Here is a 16,403-nt window from a genome sequence, read left to right on the forward strand (position 1 = left end):
CTACACCGTCCAGTGAGACAGCTCCGGACGCTTGGGAGACACCCCGTCGCCGGAGGAGACGCCGCGGACGCGGCGCGACACCCACGGGACGAGATACTCGCGGATCCACTGGGCATCCTCGCGGCGGCGGGCGCGAGGGTCGACGACGCGCTCCGGCCACACCTTGTGCCACTCGTCGAACGGCACCCCGAGGACGTCGAGGACGCGGGCCGCCACCAGGCGGTGACCGTCGGCGTTCATGTGGAGGCGGTCCGGGCTCCACGCCCGCCAGTCGCGCAGCCCCTGCATCGACCACTGGTCGACCAGCCGGCACCCGTAGAGGTCGGCGATCGAGCGGATGTGCAGGTAGAAGATGGCGAAGCGGCCGCGCAGGCGGCGCATCAGCGGCGTGTCACGCGGGTCGACCCCGGTGAACAGCAGCACGTCCGCGCCGGTGGCGCGCAGCGCGCGGACCGCGCCGGAGAGCTTCTTGGCCATCACGTCCGGGTCGCTGCCGGGACGCAGGAGGTCGTTGCCGCCGGCGCAGAGGCTGACCAGGTCGGGCGACATCTCGACCGCCTGCGGCACCTGGTCGGCCACGATCTGGTCGAGCAGCCTGCCGCGCACCGCCAGGTTGGCGTAGCGGAAGGACGAATCGTCCAGGGCGAGCCGTTCGGCGACGCGATCGGCCCAGCCGCGGAAGTGGCCGTTGCTGCCGGGGTCGTTCAGGCCTTCGGTGAAGCTGTCACCGAGAGCGACGAAGGAGCCGTAATGCCTCATGACCTGATGTTCATCTCCGCGTTTCTCGTGCTGCGGCGTGGGCCCCACGACTGTAGTGGCTCGGCCGCGCCCGCGCGCGCCGCCACCCCGGCGCGCGCCCGTTTCATGACCGCCCGATGACCTTGTACGCGTCCTCCAGGAGCTCCTCGGGCGGGCCTTCCAGCCGGGCGGGCACGGCCAGCTCGTCGAGGACGACGAAGCGCTGCTTGGCCCCGCGGTTCTTCTTGTCGAGGCGCATGTGGTCGCGCAGCCGGGGCCAGGCGTCGGCGTGGTAGCCGGTGGGCAGGCCGACCGAGGTGAGGATGGCCCTGGTGCGCTCGACGAGGTCGGCGCGGCCGTCGAGCCTGGACAGCTCGGCCGCGTACATCATGCCGATGGCGACGGCCTCGCCGTGGCGCATCCGGTAGTGCTCGGCCCGCTCGATGGCGTGGGCGAGCGTGTGGCCGTAGTTGAGGATCTCGCGCAGGCCCGACTCGCGCAGGTCGGCGCCGACGACCTCGGCCTTGACCCGGATCTTGCGCTCGATCAGCTCGCGGGTGTGAGGCCCGCCGGGGCGGGCGGCGGCCTCGGGGTCGGCCTCGACCAGGTCGAGGATGACGGGGTCGGCGATGAACCCGCCCTTGATGATCTCGGCCAGGCCGGCCACGTAATCGGCGCGGGGCATGCCGTCGAGCACCGACAGCTCGCACAGCACCCCGGCAGGCGGCAGGAAGGTGCCGACGAGGTTCTTGCCCTCGGGGGTGTCGATGCCGTTCTTGCCGCCGACCGCGGCGTCGACCATGGCGAGCAGCGTCGTGGGCACCAGCACCACCTGGACGCCGCGCAGCCAGGTGGCGGCCACGAACCCGGCCAGGTCGGTGGTCGCCCCGCCGCCGACGCCGACGACCGCGTCGGACCGGGTCATGCCGTGGCGGCCGAACGCCGACCAGAGGCCCGCGGCCACCTCCGCGGTCTTGCACGCCTCGCCGTCGGGCACCGGCAGCGCCACCACGTCGTAACCGGCCTCGGCCAGGACTGCGGTAACGGGGCGGGCCAGCTCCGGCAGGCTCTCGGGGTGGATCACCGCGACGGTGGAGACGCCGGGCCTGAGCAGGCCGGGCAGCTCGCCGTGGACCCCGGTGCCGACCACGACGTCGTACGGGCTCTCGCCCTTCACGGTGATGCGGGTAGCCGCGGTCATCGGCCCAGCCCTTCCACGATCTCGTCGGCGAGCTCGGCGGGCTCGCGCTTGTCGGTCGCCACGGTGAGCACGGCGAGCCGCTCGTAGACGGGCCGCCGCTCCTCCATGAGCTTCTTCAGCCGGCTGCGCGGGTTGAGCACGAGCAGCGGCCTGGCCGAGCCGAGCCCGACGCGCTGGACCGCGTCGGCCAGGCCGACCTGGAGGTAGACGACGGGGCGGCCGTCGAGCATGGCCTGGGTCTCCTCGCGCAGCACGGCGCCGCCGCCGAGGGACAGGACGCCGTCGTGCTCGTCCAGAGCCCTGCGCACCGCCTCCAGCTCCAGCTCGCGGAAGTGTTCCTCGCCGTCCTCGATGAAGATGTCGCTGACGGGCTTGCCCGCGACGGCCTCCACGTCGGCGTCGGTGTCGCGGAAGGTGACGCCGAGGCGCTCGGCGAGCAGGCGGCCCACGGTCGTCTTGCCGGACCCGGGCGGGCCGATCAGCACGGCCTTGATCATTTGATCACCATGGATGAGAGGTAGCCGGACAGGTTGCGGGCGACTTCCTCGACGGAGTCGCCGCCGAACTTCTCCACCGCCGCGTCGGCCAGCACCAGCGCGACCATCGCCTCGGCCACGACGCCGGCGGCCGGCACGGCGCACACGTCGGAGCGCTCGTGGTGGGCCTTGGCCGCCTCGCCGGTCTTGACGTCGATGGTGGCCAGCGCCCTGGGGACGGTGGAGATGGGCTTCATGGCGGCGCTGACGCGCAGGATCTCGCCGTTGGTCATGCCGCCCTCGACGCCGCCGGCGCGGTTGGTGAGGCGCCGCACGCCGTCTTCGGAGGTGTATTCGATCTCGTCGTGGGCCTCGGAGCCGGGCCTGCGCGCGGTCTCGAAGCCGTCGCCGACCGCCACGCCCTTGATCGCCTGGATGCCCATGAGGGCGGCGGCGAGACGGGAGTCGAGCCGGCGGTCCCAGTGGGTGTAGCTGCCGAGGCCGGGCGGCAGGTTGTAGGCGAGCACCTCGACGACGCCACCGAGGGTGTCGCCGTCCTTGTGGGCCCGGTCGATGCGCTCGACGATCGCGGCGCTCCCGTCCGGGTCGGCGCAGCGGACCGGGTCGGCGTCGATGCGGGCCAGCTCGCCGGGGCCGGGCAGAGTGGTGGCGGGGCTCTGGACGCCACCGATGGAGGTCACGTGGCTGAGGAGGTCGACGCCGAGCGCCTGCTTGAGGAAGCGCCTGGCGACCTCGCCGAGCGCGACGCGGGCGGCGGTCTCGCGGGCGCTGGCCCGGTCGAGGACGGGGCGGGCGTCGTCGAAGCCGTACTTCTGCATGCCGGCCAGGTCGGCGTGGCCGGGGCGGGGCCGGGAGCGCGGCGCGTTGCGGGCCAGGCCCTCCAGCTCGGCCGGGTCGACCGGGTCGGCGGCCATGACCTTCTCCCACTTGGGCCACTCGGTGTTGCCGATGCGGATGGCCACGGGGCTGCCGATGGTGCGGCCGTGGCGGACTCCGCCGACGATCGTCACCTCGTCCTGCTCGAACTTCATCCGGGCGCCGCGGCCGTAGCCGAGACGGCGGCGGCGCAGGGCCTCGTCGATGGCGGCCGTGGTCACCTCGACGCCTGCGGGCAGGCCCTCCAGGATGGCGACGAGCTCAGGGCCGTGGGACTCTCCGGCGGTCAACCAGCGCAACATGAGTCCAAGTCTTCCATGCGCGGCCGGGTGCGACGTCCGCGCGTTCACCTGCCGAGACGTTCCGGGATCGAGACTTTCGTCGACGGAGACGTTCAGGGCTGGAGACAGAGCGCGGCGAACGCTCCGAGCAGCATGAAAGGACCGAACGGGAACTCGGTGCGCCGGTCGCCGCGCCGGGTGACGAGCAGCAGGATCGCGTAGAGCGCGCCGAGCAGCTGCCCTCCGACGGCGGCGACGACCCATGCCTGCCAGCCGGCCGCGGCGCACGCCATGCCGATCAGCCCGGCCAGCTTGACGTCGCCGAGGCCCAGGTCGGCGGGCCTGATCAGCCAGAGCAGCCCGTAGCAGGCGGCCAGCGCGAGCCCGCCGAGCAGCGCCCTGGCCGGCTCGCCGGTGGGCAGCAGGGTGAGCGCGAGGATCGGGTACGAGGGCAGCGTGATCACGTCGGGCAGCCGGGTGGTGCGCCAGTCGACCGCGGCCAGCGCCGTCCCGGCGACGGCCGCGTACGCGTACGGCCATCCGGCCCGCCACACCACCAGCGTCAGCACGACGGCGGTGATCAGCTCGTACGTGGGCGGCCAGGCGGGGACGGGCACCGTGCGCAGAGTGGCCAGGAGCGCCCCGCGCCCCTCGGCGCGCGTGTCGGCCGGTTCCTGCTCGAACGCCCCGGCGAGCGTCCGCACATAACGCCCCGCCACGACCCCCAGCAGTACGAGGGCGGCGGGCGCGAGCCAGGACGACGGTCCGGCGAGCACCAGGGCGTCCGGCGAGAGGGCCTCCACCACCGGGTGTACGAGCACGCGCCGCACTCTAATGCGCGACGGCCCGCCCCGCCGGAAAAGCCGGGACTGGGCGCCTGACCACCACCACCCGCAACGAAGCCGAGACCGCCCGCTGCCAGCTCTCGCTTTCCAGGGGCCGGGATCGGGCACCTGACCACCACTGGCCTGCTGTCAGCTCTCCCCTTCCAAGGGCCGGGACTGGGCACCTGACCATCACCGGCCGCAGTGCAGTCGAGACCGGCTGCTGTCAGCTGTCGCCTTCCAGGCGCCGGGACCGCCGGTCGGGAACCTGGGACCGCGTGCTGGTCGCTAGCGCCCGCGGGCGACCTTTCTGGCGAACCAGCCGCGCTTCCTGACCGGCTCGGGTCTGGCCACGGTGAGGCCGTCGAGGGTGCCGGACTCGATCGCGGCCAGGGCGCGGAGCACCTCTCCCTCGATCACGAACTGGACCGGCCCGGCCACGTCGACGACCACGGCGGCGGCGCCCTCGGCGGCGGCGGCGCGGCAGACCTGGAGCGTCGTGGCCTGGATGGGCCGGGCGTCGGGCCGCCACAGGCGCAGCGGCTCGGTGCCGGTGAAGGCCAGCACCGCCTCGCGCCCGTCCTTGCCGACCAGCTTGGGGAGCGCCATCTCGCTCTCCTTCTCCTGCCGCACGCCGTGCGCCCCGATCTCGGACGAGGTCAGCAGGGCGACGACGGGCACCAGCAGCCGGCTCTCGCCGAGCGCGTTGAGCACCCGCTCGGGCCCCGCGGCGCCGGCCTGGTAGGCGGCCAGCGCGGCGCTCACCAGCGGCGGCGTGCTGCCGTCGTCGCCGGCGTCGAGGGGATCGGGAATGGTCAGCACGCCTCCGACCCTATCCGGACGCGGCCCCGCCCTCGTCCCCGGTGCGTGCGGCGTTCCTCGCCGGAAGACTGGAGCGCGCGGGCGGCCGCCCGGCCCACGGGATGAGCGGGTCGTGCGCCGCCACCTTCTCCCGCATCCCGTCCTTGAGATCCAGCAGCCGCTCGGCGGCACAAGGCTCATGTCAGGTCGTCGAGGCCCTTGCCCGACTCGCGCATGGCCCGCTCCATCGCCGCCCTGCCCTGGGTCCTGGGCTCCCTGCCGGGCTCCTCCACCGGCTCGCGGTCGTCCTCCGCCGGCTCCAGCAGCGGCTCGGCGTCGGTCTTCGGGGCGTTCTCGTCGGGCGTGCTCATCGGTCGTCCTCCCTGGTCAGAGCCGTTGACTGCGCTCTTCTACCCGTCGGGGGCCGAGGGAACCCGCACGCGGCCGTCAGCCGGCCACCGGCGGCAGTGCCGCGGAGCTCTCCTCCTGGTCGGATCCGGTCGCCCGCAGCAGGTCGACGACGATCGACCGCAGCTGCGCCACGATCACCGCGGAGGAGAAGCCGACGCCGTCGTCCGGCCGCTGCCGGGTGGCCACCGCCAGCAGGGCCTGCCGGGCGAGCACGGGCTCGCGGCCCGCCCCCAGCTCCAGTTGGAGGAGCAGCGCCGCCTCCGACACCTCGCGCATGGACTCGGCCAGCGACGCCGGCGGCGGCTGCGGCTCGCCGAGGGCGGCGATCGTGCGCCGGGCCAGCACCCTGGCGTTCCTGAGCGCGTGGTCGACCGGCTCGGCGGCGGTCTCGTACCGCGCCAGGATGGCCCGCCGGTGCCAGTGCATCGGCGAGATCAGGATGATCTCCTTGCTGGTCTCCAGCGCCTGCTCGAACTCCGCCACCACCGCCTGCGTGCCGCGCGCCTCCTCCAGCGCCTCGGCGGCCAGGTCGGCGTCGCGTTTCTCGATCGCCTCGGCCGCCTGCTCCAGCGCGGTGGACAGCGCGTCCAGCACCCCGGAGGCGTGTTTGGCCGCGAGGGCGAGCGGGCTGGCCGGCATCAGCGCGACCGCGGCCAGGCCCACGGCGCCGCCGACGAGCGCGTCCACCATCCGGTCCAGGCCGCCCATGTCGTCGCCGGGCAGCACGGCCGCGACGAGCACGGCGGAGGAGGCGACCTGCGCCACGAACAGCGCCCCGCTGTCGAGCAGCACCGCGGTCGTCATGGCCAGCGCCACCACGAGCGCGATCTGCCACGGCCCGGACCCGATCCAGGCCACCAGCAGGTCGCCCACGCCGACGCCGAGGCTGACGCCCACCACCAGCTCGGCCACCCGGCGCAGCCGCTGGCCGAGCCCGATGCCGACGCTGATGAGCACCGCGATGGGCGCGAAGAACGGCCGGACGTGGCCGAGCAGCTGGGTGGCGACGAGCCACGCCACGCCCGCGCCCACGGAGCTCTGCGCGATGGCGGGGGCCATCAGCCCGAACGTCCCCACCCGGCCCCGCATGTGATCGCCGAGCTTCGTTCCCACCCTTGTCATCCTTGCCGATCATAATGACATTCCGGTCACCTCGGCCATAGTGGCCGATATCGGCCCAGGATGCGCATGGCTATTGTCGTGAGCATGAGACCGAGGAGCCGGGAGGGGACCCGGCGGCGCATCCTCGACGCGGCCCGCCACCTGTTCGCCGAGAACGGCTACGACCAGGTGACGATGCGCATGCTCGCCGCCGAGGCACACGCGAACGTGGCGCTGATCAACCGCTACTTCGGCTCCAAGCGGAAGCTGTTCGCTGAGGTGCTGGCCGAGCAGGGGCGCTTCCCCGGCGTCCTCGACGACGGCGGCGGCGACCTGGCGGTGCGTCTGGCCGAGTACGTCGCCGACCGGCTCGGCTCCGACTCCGACAACCCGGTGCTGGCGACGCTGACCCGCTCGGCCTCCAGCGCCGAGATCGGCACGCTCGCCGCGGACCGGGTGCGCACCGCCCTGCTGGAGCCGCTGACCGCCCGGCTGGACGGCGGGCAGGCCGAGCTGCGCGCCGCCATCGCCACCGCGCTCATCATGGGCATCGGGCAGTTCCGCCAGCTCATGGGCCCGGTCACGCCGGTGCGGCGCGACGAGCTGGTGACGCGGCTGACCGCCGTGTTCCGCGCGTGCCTGGACTAACCGTCCAGGAAGTCGTCGACCACCTGCCGGAAGGCCACGCGCTCGGTGGTGTGCACCAGGTGACCGGCCTCGATGGTGACCAGGCGGGCGCCGGGGATGCGCGCCGCCAGCAGGTCGGCGCGGAACGGGCTGGCCTGCCCGCCCGAGATCACCAGGGTCGGCGCGGTGATCCGGGCCAGCCCGTCGAGCCAGGCCGGGTCGGGGTGCAGGAACTGCCGCTCTGTGTCGTGCATCATGCGCCAGTCGAAGCCGGTGGAGTCGTCCTCGACCAGGACCGGCCGGTCGCGCATCGGCACGGGCAGCGCCGAGTCCTCCACCACCAGCCGCGTCACCCGTTCGGGGTGGCGCATGGCCAGGTGGTAGGCGACCATGCCGCCGAGCGAGTGGCCGATCACCGTGGCGGTCGCGGCGTCGTGCAGGTCGAGCAGGGCGGCGACGTCCTCGGCCATCTCCGGGATGGGGTAGGTGCCGGGGAAGTCGCTGGCGCCGTGGCCGCGCAGGTCGGGGACGAGCACGTGGTAGCGGCCGGCGAAGTGGCGGGTGAAGCCGTTCCAGTCGTTGTGGTCGGCGGTCCGGCCGTGCAGCAGCACCAGCGCGGGCGCCGCCGGATCGCCCTCTTCCCGGTAGACCAGCCGGATCCCGTTGACGTGGGCTTCACGTATCACATCAGGGACCCTACGGCACCGGGATGCGCTCGACGCGGATGGAGAAGACCTCCTCACGCGGCACCACGACCTCGTAGGCGCCATGATCGACCATCCAGTAGCCGAGCGCCTCGGCCTTCATCCCGCTGTGGCCGGTGTAGGCGATGTGGAGGCCGTCGTCGTCCTCGTCGAGCACGATGCAGGGCTCCCCGCCGAACGTGCCGACCGTGCGGATGAGCACCAGCCACTCCAGCTCGGAACGGGCGACCGTGCGCCGCCAGTAGCCGGAGGCGGGCTCGAACCCGTCGAGCTCCTCCTCGCTCAGCAGCACGACCCGGTCGTCGGGCCCGAGCGCCGCGGGCAGCGTCAGCTCTCCGAACCGGGCGACGAAGCCGGAGGCGACCGGCGTGATCTCCTCGCTCATGCCGAAGGCCGCCACGTCAGCCCGTCGTACTCGGCGAACGGCCGCTCGCCCGAGCCGGTGACATGCATGATCCGCGCGCCGGCCGGGATCGGCATCGGGACGGTGTGGAACTGCGGCACCACGTGCTCGCGCGAGGTGGTGAACCCGTTGCCGGCGAACGGCGGCGCGTCGCTCCAGTCGCCGCCCATGTGCGGGCCGTACGGGACGGAGTAGGTGTCGACGTCGCGGGCGTGCCAGCGCAGCACGTAGAGCTCCGGCACGTCGGAGGTCAGCTCCGAACCGTCGAACGACAGGTCGAGGCCATGGTAGAAGTCGCGTGGGGTGGTCAGTCGCGCGCAGTCCTGCACGCGGTAGACGTAACCGGAGATGACCGTGCGCTTGCCCGACAGGTAGGGGACGAGCAGACGCGGCGGGACCACCTTCTGCATCTGCGTTCCGCTCACGATGACCACTTTACGATCTGTTGACCCCGAGAACGCGATGTTCGAGGCAGGGCAGGGTGGACCTGGCCCGGACGGTGACCTCCGGGTCGAGCTCCACCACCTGCACCCCGGCGGAGGAGCCGAGGTCGGCCCTGACCACGCCCAGCGGGTCGACCAGCATGCTCCGCCCCACCCCGTAACCGTCGGACGACTCGGCCGGGTTGGGCGCCTGGCCGACGGCGGCGGTCCACATGGTGTTCTCCAGGGCGCGGGCGCGCACCAGCGTCACCCAGTGGTCCTCCTTCAGCGGCCCCGAGCCCCAGGCGGCGATCACCGCGAACATGTCGGCGCCCTGGTCGACCAGCGCCCTGGTCAGCTCGGGGAAGCGGATGTCGTAGCAGGTGACCAGCCCCACCCGCAGACCCGCCAGCTCGACCACGACCGGCTCGGCGCCGGGCGCGACCAGCCCCGACTCCTTGGCGCCGAACGAGTCGAACAGGTGGATCTTGCGGTAGGCGCCCCTGAGCTCGCCGGAGGCGTCCAGCGCGACGGCGGTGTTGTGGACCAGGCCATGGCCGGGCTCGAAGACGCCCGCGATCACCGCCACCCCGTGCCGCCTGGCGGCCTCGGCCACGCCGGTGACGAACGGCCCGTCGAGCGGCTCGGCCAGGTCGGTGATGCGTTTGCCGTAACGCGTGAGCGTCGCCTCCGGGAAGATCGCGAGGTCGGCGCCCTCGGCCCGGGCGAGCGCCTCACGCACCCGTGTGAGGTTGACCGAAGGGTCAGGTGACACCGGGACCTGGCAGAGGGCGATTCTCGTCACGGCCCGACTCTAGCCGGTTGGGCACGCGGCGGAACCGGGTGAGCATGCGCCAGATCCATTCCAGCGGCCCGTAACGGAACCGGCGCAGCCACCACCGGCTGAACACCGCCTGCACGGCCACGGTGACGCCCGCCACGGCGAGCACCGACCAGCGGGTGGGATCGGCGTCGACCAGCCCGCCGGCGAAGAAGATGACGAGCGTGCCCGTCACGTAGTTGGTCAGCGCCATCCTGCCCAGCGGTTCCAGCACCGCCGACAGCCACGGCCGCAGCACCAGGACCAACCCGGTCGAGTAGGCGGCCGCGCCGGCCAGCGCGCCGAGGGTGTAGAGCGTCCAGTCGCCGGACAACGACGCCGCCGCGGAGAGCAGCACGCCGCACACCGCGCTCACCCCGAAGGCGGGCAGCAGCAGCTCCCGCGGCGGCCGCAGCTGCATCAGCGCCATGCCGACGAGGAACATCCCCGGGATGAGCAGCACCCCGCCGCCCGCCATCACCCCCCACGCGGTCACGCCCAGCCCGAGCAGCAGCACCGGCACCCCGCGCCACAGGAACGAGGCGGGCAGCAGCACGATCAGCCCGTAGAAGGCGTAGTCGGTGAGCACCTCGCCCGGGTACCAGATGTGCTGGACCAGCCCGAAGACCATCAGCCAGAGCAGGCGCGACAGCAGCGACCACCGCCCGGCCCGCTGCAGGTAGAGCACGAAGCTGATGCCGAACAGCAGCGAGAAGATCGGGTAGAACCGGCTCTGGAAGAAGGACTCGACCGTCCAGTCGATCCCGGTGTAGGTCTCCTTGGCGGCGTGCTGCCACGTGTTGACCAGCATGATGCCGCCCACCGCGAAACCGCGGAGAGCGTCCAGCTCACGAATACGCGATGGGGAACTCAGGTGAACCACCCTACTGAGGGAACTCCGTGACCCGGCCCGCGCGCGTCGGCCCGCCCGGCCGACACCTTACTGTGAACATGTGACGGAACCACTTGTCTCCAGGATGCGCTCCTTCGGCACGACCATCTTCGCCGAGATGAGCGCGCTAGCCGTGCGGACCGGAGCGATCAACCTGGGCCAGGGCTTCCCCGACACCGACGGCCCGGCCGCCATGCTCGACCACGCCGTGCACGCGATCCGCTCCGGCGCCAACCAGTATCCTCCGGGCCCCGGCGTCACGGAGCTCAGGCAGGCGGTCTCCGAGCACCGCGAGGAGCACTACGGCCTCTCCTACGACCCCGACGGCGAGATCCTGGTCACCGTCGGCGCCACCGAGGCCATCGCGGCCTCGATCCTGGCGCTGTGCGAGCCGGGCGACGAGGTGATCGCCTTCGAGCCCTACTACGACTCGTACGCGGCCTCGATCGCGCTCGCCCAGGCGCGGCTGGTCGGTGTGACGCTCCGCCCGGACGGCGGGCGGTTCGCGTTCGACCCCGGCGAGCTGCGCGCGGCGATCACCCCGCGCACCCGGGTGATCCTGGTCAACTCGCCGCACAACCCGACCGGCACCGTGTTCACCCGCGAGGAGCTGACGCTGGTCGCGGAGCTGTGCCGCGAGCACGACCTGATCGCCGTCACCGACGAGGTGTACGAGCACCTGACGTTCGACGGCGTGGAGCACGTCCCGCTGGCCACGCTGCCGGGCATGCGCGAGCGCACCGTGATGATCTCCTCGGCGGGCAAGACGTTCTCCGTCACCGGCTGGAAGACCGGCTGGATCTGCGCCCCGGCCCCGCTGGTGGGCGCCGTGCAGACGGTCAAGCAGTTCCTCACCTTCACCGCGGGCGCGCCCTGGCAGGCCGCGGTGGCCTACGGGCTGCGGCACGAGCGCGAGTGGGTGGCGGCGCTGCGCGCCTCGCTGCAGGACAAGCGCGACCGCCTCATGGAGGGGCTGGCGGCGGCCGGGTTCGAGGTGTTCCGCCCGGCCGGCACCTACTTCGTGCAGACCGACATCCGGCCGCTCGGGTTCGACGACGGGGTCGCGCTCACCCGCCGGCTGCCCGAGCTGGCCGGCGTCGTCGCCATCCCCACCCAGGTGTTCTACGAGCACGCCGAGCGGGGCCGCCCCTTCGTCAGGTTCGCCTTCTGCAAGAAGGACGAGGTCATCGACGAGGCGGTCACCCGGCTCAAGCGGCTCTCGGGCTAGTCGGCGCCCAGGTCGGCGCCCAGATCGGCGCCCAGATCGGCGATGGCCGCGACCGGGCCGCCGCCCGACGGGCCCTGGTGCACGGCGGCCACCGACACGAACACCGCCGGGTCGCCGGTGACCGCCGCGGCCACGCCGCCGACCGTCGCCTTGATCTGGCGATGCCAGTGCACGTCGGAGTCGTCGAGCATGATGTTGCGCCGCCCGCGCACCCGGCCCGACGGGTCGGCCTCACACTTCATGAACACGTTGACCAGCCGCCCGCTGAGGTCGGAGTGGTGGGGACGGTCCGGCAGCGGCAGGCCCGCGTCGCGGATCGCCTCCCAGATGCCGTCGGCGTCGAGCGCGTCGCGCATGACGCTGTGGCCGATGCGGTAGCGGCCGCCGATGCCGCGCACGTTGCCCACCAGCACGATCTGCGCCCGGTCCAGCTCGACGCCGGACGAGCAGGACGCCACCGACGAGTACAGCGAGAGGTCCTTGTGGATCTGGTCGGCGCGCGGCATGTCGATCTCGCCGAGCGCGACCGCGATGCCCAGCGCGGTGGTCGAGTTCGACAGGTCCATCGACGGGCCCGTCTCCTCGATCGCGGTGTCCTCGCCGCGGCTCTTGGCGTCGGTGATCGTGGCCAGCGTCAGCAGCGGCGTCTTGGTCTGCACGTAGTGGACGTCGCGCGGGTCGTCGATGCCGGCGATCTTCATGGCCTCGCGCACGCCCGCCGCGACCTTCTCCACCATGGCCGGCCTGCCGATGTCCTCCGGCAGGATCACCTCGCTCATCGCCACGCCGACCGACAGCCGCGGCTCGTCCGACGGCGGCGCCGACGCCGGGTCCACGCTCGCGAAGATCGTGGCGTGCGGGCTGAGCACCCCGTCGGTGCCGCCCGACCAGACCAGCGGCACGCTCTCCGGCGCCGGATGACCCTTGGCGGACAGCACGTCGCGGAACGCCCGATCGGCCAGGATGCGGGTGTAGTCGTTCACCCCGCCGTTGCCCTCGGTCTTCCCGATCACCGCGAGCACCCGCCGCGCCTCGATCACCCCGTCGTCGATGAGCCGCTCCAGCCCCGAGGCGTCCGTGACGCTCTCGATCGGCACCTTGCGCACGTCAATCGGATCCGGCATCCCGCGCCCCTTCTCACCAGTGCAACCGCGTCGAACGGCATACCCGGGGTTCACACTAATGACGCAGGAAACGGTCTTTCACTGGCAATGTCTGCCAACTAGCCGCCCAGGTTGCGGTAGCGCTCCAGCCGGGCGGCCTTGCGGTCCGCCGGGCTCCGCCGCAGCAGCATGGCGATCTCGTACTCCAGAGCCCGCCCCACCCGCTCGCTGAAGGCGTGGTGCTCGTACGCGGCGTCCGGGCGTTCCGGGATCACCCGGTCCACGATGCCGTCGCGGCGCAGGTCGGTGGCGCGCACGCGCTGGGCCTGGGCGATCTCGGGGGCGAAGTCGACGCTGCGGTAGAGGATCGTCGAGGCGCCCTCGGGCGGCAGCGGCGACAGCCACGCGTGCTGGGCGCTCAGCACCCGGTCGGCCGGCAGCAGCGCCAGCGCCGCGCCGCCCGCGCCCTCGCCCAGCAGCAGGCAGACCGTCGGCGCGTCCAGCATGACCAGCTCGGCGAGACAGCGTGCGATCTCGCCGGACAGGCCGCCCTCCTCGGCCGCCTTCGACAGCGCCGCGCCGGCCGTGTCGATCACCGTCACCAGCGGCAGCCGCAGCTCCTCGGCCAGCCGCATGCCGCGCCTGGCCACCCGGAGCCCGCCGGGGCCGAGCGGCGAGCGGGCCCGCTGGCCCCGCCGGTCCTGCCCCAGCACCACGGCCGGGGCCGCGCCGAACCTCGCCAGCGCCAGCACCAGCCCCGGTTCGTTCTCGCCCGCGCCGCTGCCGCTGAGCGGGGTCACCTCGGTGGCGGCCAGCTTCAGCAGCTCGCGCACGCCTGGCCGGTCGTCGCGGCGCGACCGGGTGATCGCCTCCCACGCCTCGACCGGCCGCAGGTCCTCCTCCGGCTCCTCGCCGGCCGGGACCCGCTCGCCGCCGGCCGTCAGCACGCCGAGCGCCCGGATCGCCACCTCGCGCACGTCCTCGGCCGGCACCACCGCGTCGATCAGGCCGTTCTCGTACAGGTTCTCCGCCACCTGCACGCCCGACGGGAACGAGTAGCCGTACAGGGACTCGAACACGCGCGGCCCGAGGAACCCGATGAGCGCGCCCGGCTCCGCCGCCGTGACGTGGCCGAGCGAGCCCCACGAGGCGAACACCCCGCCGGTCGTCGGATGCCGCAGGTAGACCACGAACGGCAGGCAGGCCGCCCGGTGCTCCTGCACGGCCACCGTGATCTTGATCATCTGCGCGAAGGCCAGCGCGCCCTCCTGCATCCGGGTGCCGCCCGATGCCGGGGCGGCCAGCAGCGGCAGGCGCTCCCTGGTGGCCCGCTCGACCGCCGTGACCAGCCGCTCGGCCGCCGCCACCCCGATCGACCCGGCCATGAACGAGAACTCGCACGCCACCACCGCCACCCGGCGGCCGCCCAGCAGCCCCTCCCCCGTCATCACGGCCTCGTCGTAGCCGGACTTGGCCCGCGCCGCGGCCAGCTCCTCGGCGTAGGAGGAGCCCGGCTCGGCCGGCTCGGCGGGCGGCGCGTCCCATGACCGCCACGACCCTCTGTCGAGGACCGTCTCGATCATCGTGCGCGCGTCCGGACGGCTCACCATCGCTCCTTCGTGTCGGCCCGCGGGCGGAACCTGATCATCGCTCACGCTCTTGGAGCCAGTTCAGCACGGCCTCCTCGTCCTGGCCGAGCATCGGCGGCGCGGTGTGGCGCATCCCCGTCAGCCCGTCGAAGCGCAGCGGCGGCCCCGGCAGCTCGATCCTGCCCAGCACCGGGTGGTCCACCTCGACCAGCAGGCCCTGGGAGCGGGTCTGGTCCCACGCGTAGACCTCGTCGATCGAGCGGATGGCCCCCGCCGGCACCCCGGCCTCGCCCAGCCTGGCCAGCCAGTGGGCGCGGTCGTGGGCGCCCAGGGCCTTCTCCATGTCGGCGATCAGCTCATCCCGGTGCGCGAATCTGTCCCTATTGCTGGCATATTTCGCCATATCAGGATCGATGTCGAGTAGCTCGGCCACCTTTCTCCACTGGCCGTCGTTCGCCGCCGCGATCTGCAGCATCCCGTCGGCGCACCGGAAGGCGCCGTAGGGGGCGATCGAGGCGTGGTGGTTGCCGTTGGCCCCCGGCACCTTCCCGCCGACGGTCCAGGCCGTGCCGTGGTAGGAGTGCACGCCGGTGACCGCCGCCAGCAGCGACGTGCGCACCACTCTCCCCTCGCCCGTACGCTCCCGCTCGTACAGCGCGGCCACCACCCCGTACGCGCCGTGGATGCCCGCCAGCAGGTCGGCGATCGAGGCGCCGACGCGGTAGGGCTCGTCAGGCGACGGGCCGGTCAGCGACATCAGCCCGGCCTCGCCCTGGGCGATCTGGTCGTAGCCGGGGCGGCCGCCCTCCGGCCCGTCGTGGCCGAACCCGGTGATCGACAGGATCACCAGGCGCGGGTTCAGCTCGTGCAGCCGGTCGGCCGTGAAGCCCAGGCGGTCGAGCACGCCGGTGCGGAAGTTCTCCACCAGCACGTCGCACTGCCGGACCAGGCGCTCGACCAGATCCTTGCCCTCCGGGGTCTTCAGGTCGACGGCGATGGACTGCTTGTTGCGGTTCGCCGCCAGGAAGTATGTCGATATTTCGTGATCCGGGCCTACGAAGGGCGGGCCCCAGCCGCGCGACTCGTCCCCGCCCTCCGGATGCTCCACCTTGATCACCCGCGCGCCCAGATCACCCAGCATCTGCGCGGCATGAGGGCCCGCCAGAGCCCGCGACAGATCGAGCACCACGATGTCACCGAGGGGTCCGGGCAACGTCAACCTCCTGCGTGCGGGTCGGAGCGGGAGCACATTGTCTCAGCCCCACCACCCCAGTCATCTACCCTGGGCCCGTGGAATCCCTGGCCCGCCGCATCCGGGCGCTCCCCCCGTCATGCGGCACGGTTCGGCTGGTCGCCGTCGACGGCCCCGCGGGGTCCGGCAAGACCACGTACGCCAACGCGCTCGCGGCCACGCTCGGCTGCCAGGCCGTGCACGCCGACGACTTCCCCGTACCCTGGCACGAAGGCCCCGCCACCTGGTTCGCCGCCCTCTTCGACCAGGTTCTCGAACCGCTCCGGCAGGGACGGCCCGGTGGTTTCCGACGCTATGACTGGGTTCGCGGCGTCTACGCCGAGCCGGTGGCGGTTCCCGTCGCGCCGCTGCTGATCATCGAAGGCGTGGGCACGGCCAGGAAGTCCGCGGCCGATCTGCTGGCCTACGGCATCTGGCTGGAGGCGCCCGACGACGTCCGGCTCCGGCGGGTGCTGGAGCGCGACGGGCCAGGGCTGGAAGAGCGGTGGCGGGAGTGGTTCGAGGCCGAACGCGCCTGGTTCGCCGCCGACGGCACGCGCGCCCGCGCCGACCTGATCGTCGCCACGGCGCCTTCCTGCGGCGGCCCCATGGGTGACGCGCCGCGTTGACGGCGGTCCTATAAGTGACGCATCG

Annotated in this window: 19 protein-coding genes; 3 read left to right on the forward strand and 16 right to left on the reverse strand. The window is 72.9% G+C overall.

What is annotated here, in order from left to right; all coding sequences use genetic code 11:
- The 8 genes from ACIBF7_RS17145 to ACIBF7_RS17180 form a co-directional block, all read right to left on the reverse strand.
- Nucleotides 1–759, reverse strand: a complete 759-nt coding sequence (locus ACIBF7_RS17145) for an SGNH/GDSL hydrolase family protein (RefSeq protein WP_397197528.1) — start codon at nucleotides 757–759, stop codon at nucleotides 1–3.
- A gap of 103 nt (nucleotides 760–862) precedes the next feature.
- The gene (gene aroB / locus ACIBF7_RS17150; protein WP_219543264.1) at nucleotides 863–1,939 is read right to left on the reverse strand and encodes a 3-dehydroquinate synthase; all 1,077 of its coding nucleotides are present in this window, start codon (nucleotides 1,937–1,939) and stop codon (nucleotides 863–865) included.
- Nucleotides 1,936–2,436: a shikimate kinase gene (locus tag ACIBF7_RS17155; RefSeq protein WP_148030481.1), complete on the reverse strand. Its 501-nt coding sequence runs from the start codon at nucleotides 2,434–2,436 to the stop codon at nucleotides 1,936–1,938. Before ACIBF7_RS17155 ends, aroB begins: the two co-directional genes overlap by 4 nt.
- Nucleotides 2,433–3,614 (reverse strand): chorismate synthase, encoded by a 1,182-nt coding sequence (gene aroC / locus ACIBF7_RS17160; protein WP_148030480.1) that lies wholly within the window; start codon nucleotides 3,612–3,614, stop codon nucleotides 2,433–2,435. The genes ACIBF7_RS17155 and aroC overlap by 4 nt, the downstream gene beginning before the upstream one ends.
- A 92-nt stretch (nucleotides 3,615–3,706) precedes the next feature.
- Nucleotides 3,707–4,414 carry an A24 family peptidase gene (locus tag ACIBF7_RS17165; RefSeq protein WP_271274914.1) on the reverse strand — a complete coding sequence of 236 codons (708 nt, stop codon included), beginning with the start codon at nucleotides 4,412–4,414 and terminating at the stop codon, nucleotides 3,707–3,709.
- A 291-nt stretch (nucleotides 4,415–4,705) separates the two neighbouring features.
- Complete coding sequence (locus tag ACIBF7_RS17170) at nucleotides 4,706–5,239, reverse strand: SseB family protein (RefSeq protein ID WP_219543262.1); 534 nt, start codon at nucleotides 5,237–5,239, stop codon at nucleotides 4,706–4,708.
- 176 nt (nucleotides 5,240–5,415) lie between these two features.
- Nucleotides 5,416–5,589: a hypothetical protein gene (locus ACIBF7_RS17175; RefSeq protein ID WP_187281055.1), complete on the reverse strand. Its 174-nt coding sequence runs from the start codon at nucleotides 5,587–5,589 to the stop codon at nucleotides 5,416–5,418.
- Between the two features lie 76 nt (nucleotides 5,590–5,665).
- Entirely contained in the window at nucleotides 5,666–6,751 is a 1,086-nt protein-coding gene (locus ACIBF7_RS17180) for an aromatic acid exporter family protein (protein ID WP_187281054.1), read from the reverse strand.
- 84 nt (nucleotides 6,752–6,835) lie between these two features.
- On the opposite strand from ACIBF7_RS17180, the gene ACIBF7_RS17185 reads away from it, so the two are divergent.
- Nucleotides 6,836–7,378 (forward strand): TetR family transcriptional regulator, encoded by a 543-nt coding sequence (locus ACIBF7_RS17185; protein WP_364229837.1) that lies wholly within the window; start codon nucleotides 6,836–6,838, stop codon nucleotides 7,376–7,378.
- On the opposite strand, the gene ACIBF7_RS17190 is transcribed toward ACIBF7_RS17185, so the two are convergent.
- The 5 genes from ACIBF7_RS17190 to ACIBF7_RS17210 are packed head-to-tail and all read right to left on the reverse strand — an operon-like array spanning nucleotide 7,375 to nucleotide 10,517.
- Nucleotides 7,375–8,043: an alpha/beta fold hydrolase gene (locus ACIBF7_RS17190; RefSeq protein WP_364229839.1), complete on the reverse strand. Its 669-nt coding sequence runs from the start codon at nucleotides 8,041–8,043 to the stop codon at nucleotides 7,375–7,377. The two genes, ACIBF7_RS17185 and ACIBF7_RS17190, sit on opposite strands and share 4 nt — an antisense overlap.
- Nucleotides 8,044–8,053: 10 nt before the next feature.
- Nucleotides 8,054–8,461 (reverse strand): hypothetical protein, encoded by a 408-nt coding sequence (locus tag ACIBF7_RS17195; protein ID WP_271274918.1) that lies wholly within the window; start codon nucleotides 8,459–8,461, stop codon nucleotides 8,054–8,056.
- The gene (locus ACIBF7_RS17200; RefSeq protein WP_261808420.1) at nucleotides 8,443–8,889 is read right to left on the reverse strand and encodes a hypothetical protein; all 447 of its coding nucleotides are present in this window, start codon (nucleotides 8,887–8,889) and stop codon (nucleotides 8,443–8,445) included. The genes ACIBF7_RS17195 and ACIBF7_RS17200 overlap by 19 nt, the downstream gene beginning before the upstream one ends.
- A gap of 10 nt (nucleotides 8,890–8,899) precedes the next feature.
- Nucleotides 8,900–9,691, reverse strand: a complete 792-nt coding sequence (locus tag ACIBF7_RS17205) for a carbon-nitrogen hydrolase family protein (RefSeq protein ID WP_397197529.1) — start codon at nucleotides 9,689–9,691, stop codon at nucleotides 8,900–8,902.
- The gene (locus tag ACIBF7_RS17210; protein WP_271274920.1) at nucleotides 9,651–10,517 is read right to left on the reverse strand and encodes a DUF418 domain-containing protein; all 867 of its coding nucleotides are present in this window, start codon (nucleotides 10,515–10,517) and stop codon (nucleotides 9,651–9,653) included. Before ACIBF7_RS17210 ends, ACIBF7_RS17205 begins: the two co-directional genes overlap by 41 nt.
- A gap of 142 nt (nucleotides 10,518–10,659) precedes the next feature.
- On the opposite strand from ACIBF7_RS17210, the gene ACIBF7_RS17215 reads away from it, so the two are divergent.
- Nucleotides 10,660–11,826 carry a pyridoxal phosphate-dependent aminotransferase gene (locus tag ACIBF7_RS17215; RefSeq protein WP_397197530.1) on the forward strand — a complete coding sequence of 389 codons (1,167 nt, stop codon included), beginning with the start codon at nucleotides 10,660–10,662 and terminating at the stop codon, nucleotides 11,824–11,826.
- On the opposite strand, the gene ACIBF7_RS17220 is transcribed toward ACIBF7_RS17215, so the two are convergent.
- The 3 genes from ACIBF7_RS17220 to ACIBF7_RS17230 all read right to left on the reverse strand — a co-directional run bounded on the left by ACIBF7_RS17220 (nucleotide 11,823) and on the right by ACIBF7_RS17230 (nucleotide 15,731).
- A complete protein-coding gene (locus ACIBF7_RS17220) occupies nucleotides 11,823–12,950 on the reverse strand; it encodes a ring-opening amidohydrolase (RefSeq protein WP_364229843.1) in 1,128 nt (375 codons plus the stop codon). The two genes, ACIBF7_RS17215 and ACIBF7_RS17220, sit on opposite strands and share 4 nt — an antisense overlap.
- A 98-nt stretch (nucleotides 12,951–13,048) precedes the next feature.
- The gene (locus ACIBF7_RS17225; protein ID WP_397197531.1) at nucleotides 13,049–14,539 is read right to left on the reverse strand and encodes a carboxyl transferase domain-containing protein; all 1,491 of its coding nucleotides are present in this window, start codon (nucleotides 14,537–14,539) and stop codon (nucleotides 13,049–13,051) included.
- A gap of 34 nt (nucleotides 14,540–14,573) precedes the next feature.
- Nucleotides 14,574–15,731: a CaiB/BaiF CoA-transferase family protein gene (locus ACIBF7_RS17230; protein WP_148030470.1), complete on the reverse strand. Its 1,158-nt coding sequence runs from the start codon at nucleotides 15,729–15,731 to the stop codon at nucleotides 14,574–14,576.
- Nucleotides 15,732–15,808: 77 nt separating this feature from the next.
- Here ACIBF7_RS17230 and ACIBF7_RS17235 point away from each other — a divergent pair, with 77 nt between their 5' ends.
- Nucleotides 15,809–16,378: a uridine kinase gene (locus ACIBF7_RS17235; RefSeq protein WP_397197532.1), complete on the forward strand. Its 570-nt coding sequence runs from the start codon at nucleotides 15,809–15,811 to the stop codon at nucleotides 16,376–16,378.
- The last annotated feature ends 25 nt before the right edge of the window (nucleotides 16,379–16,403 follow it).

The sequence above is a fragment of the Nonomuraea sp. NPDC050478 genome, from assembly GCF_044458265.1.
GTDB lineage: Bacteria > Actinomycetota > Actinomycetes > Streptosporangiales > Streptosporangiaceae > Nonomuraea > Nonomuraea ferruginea.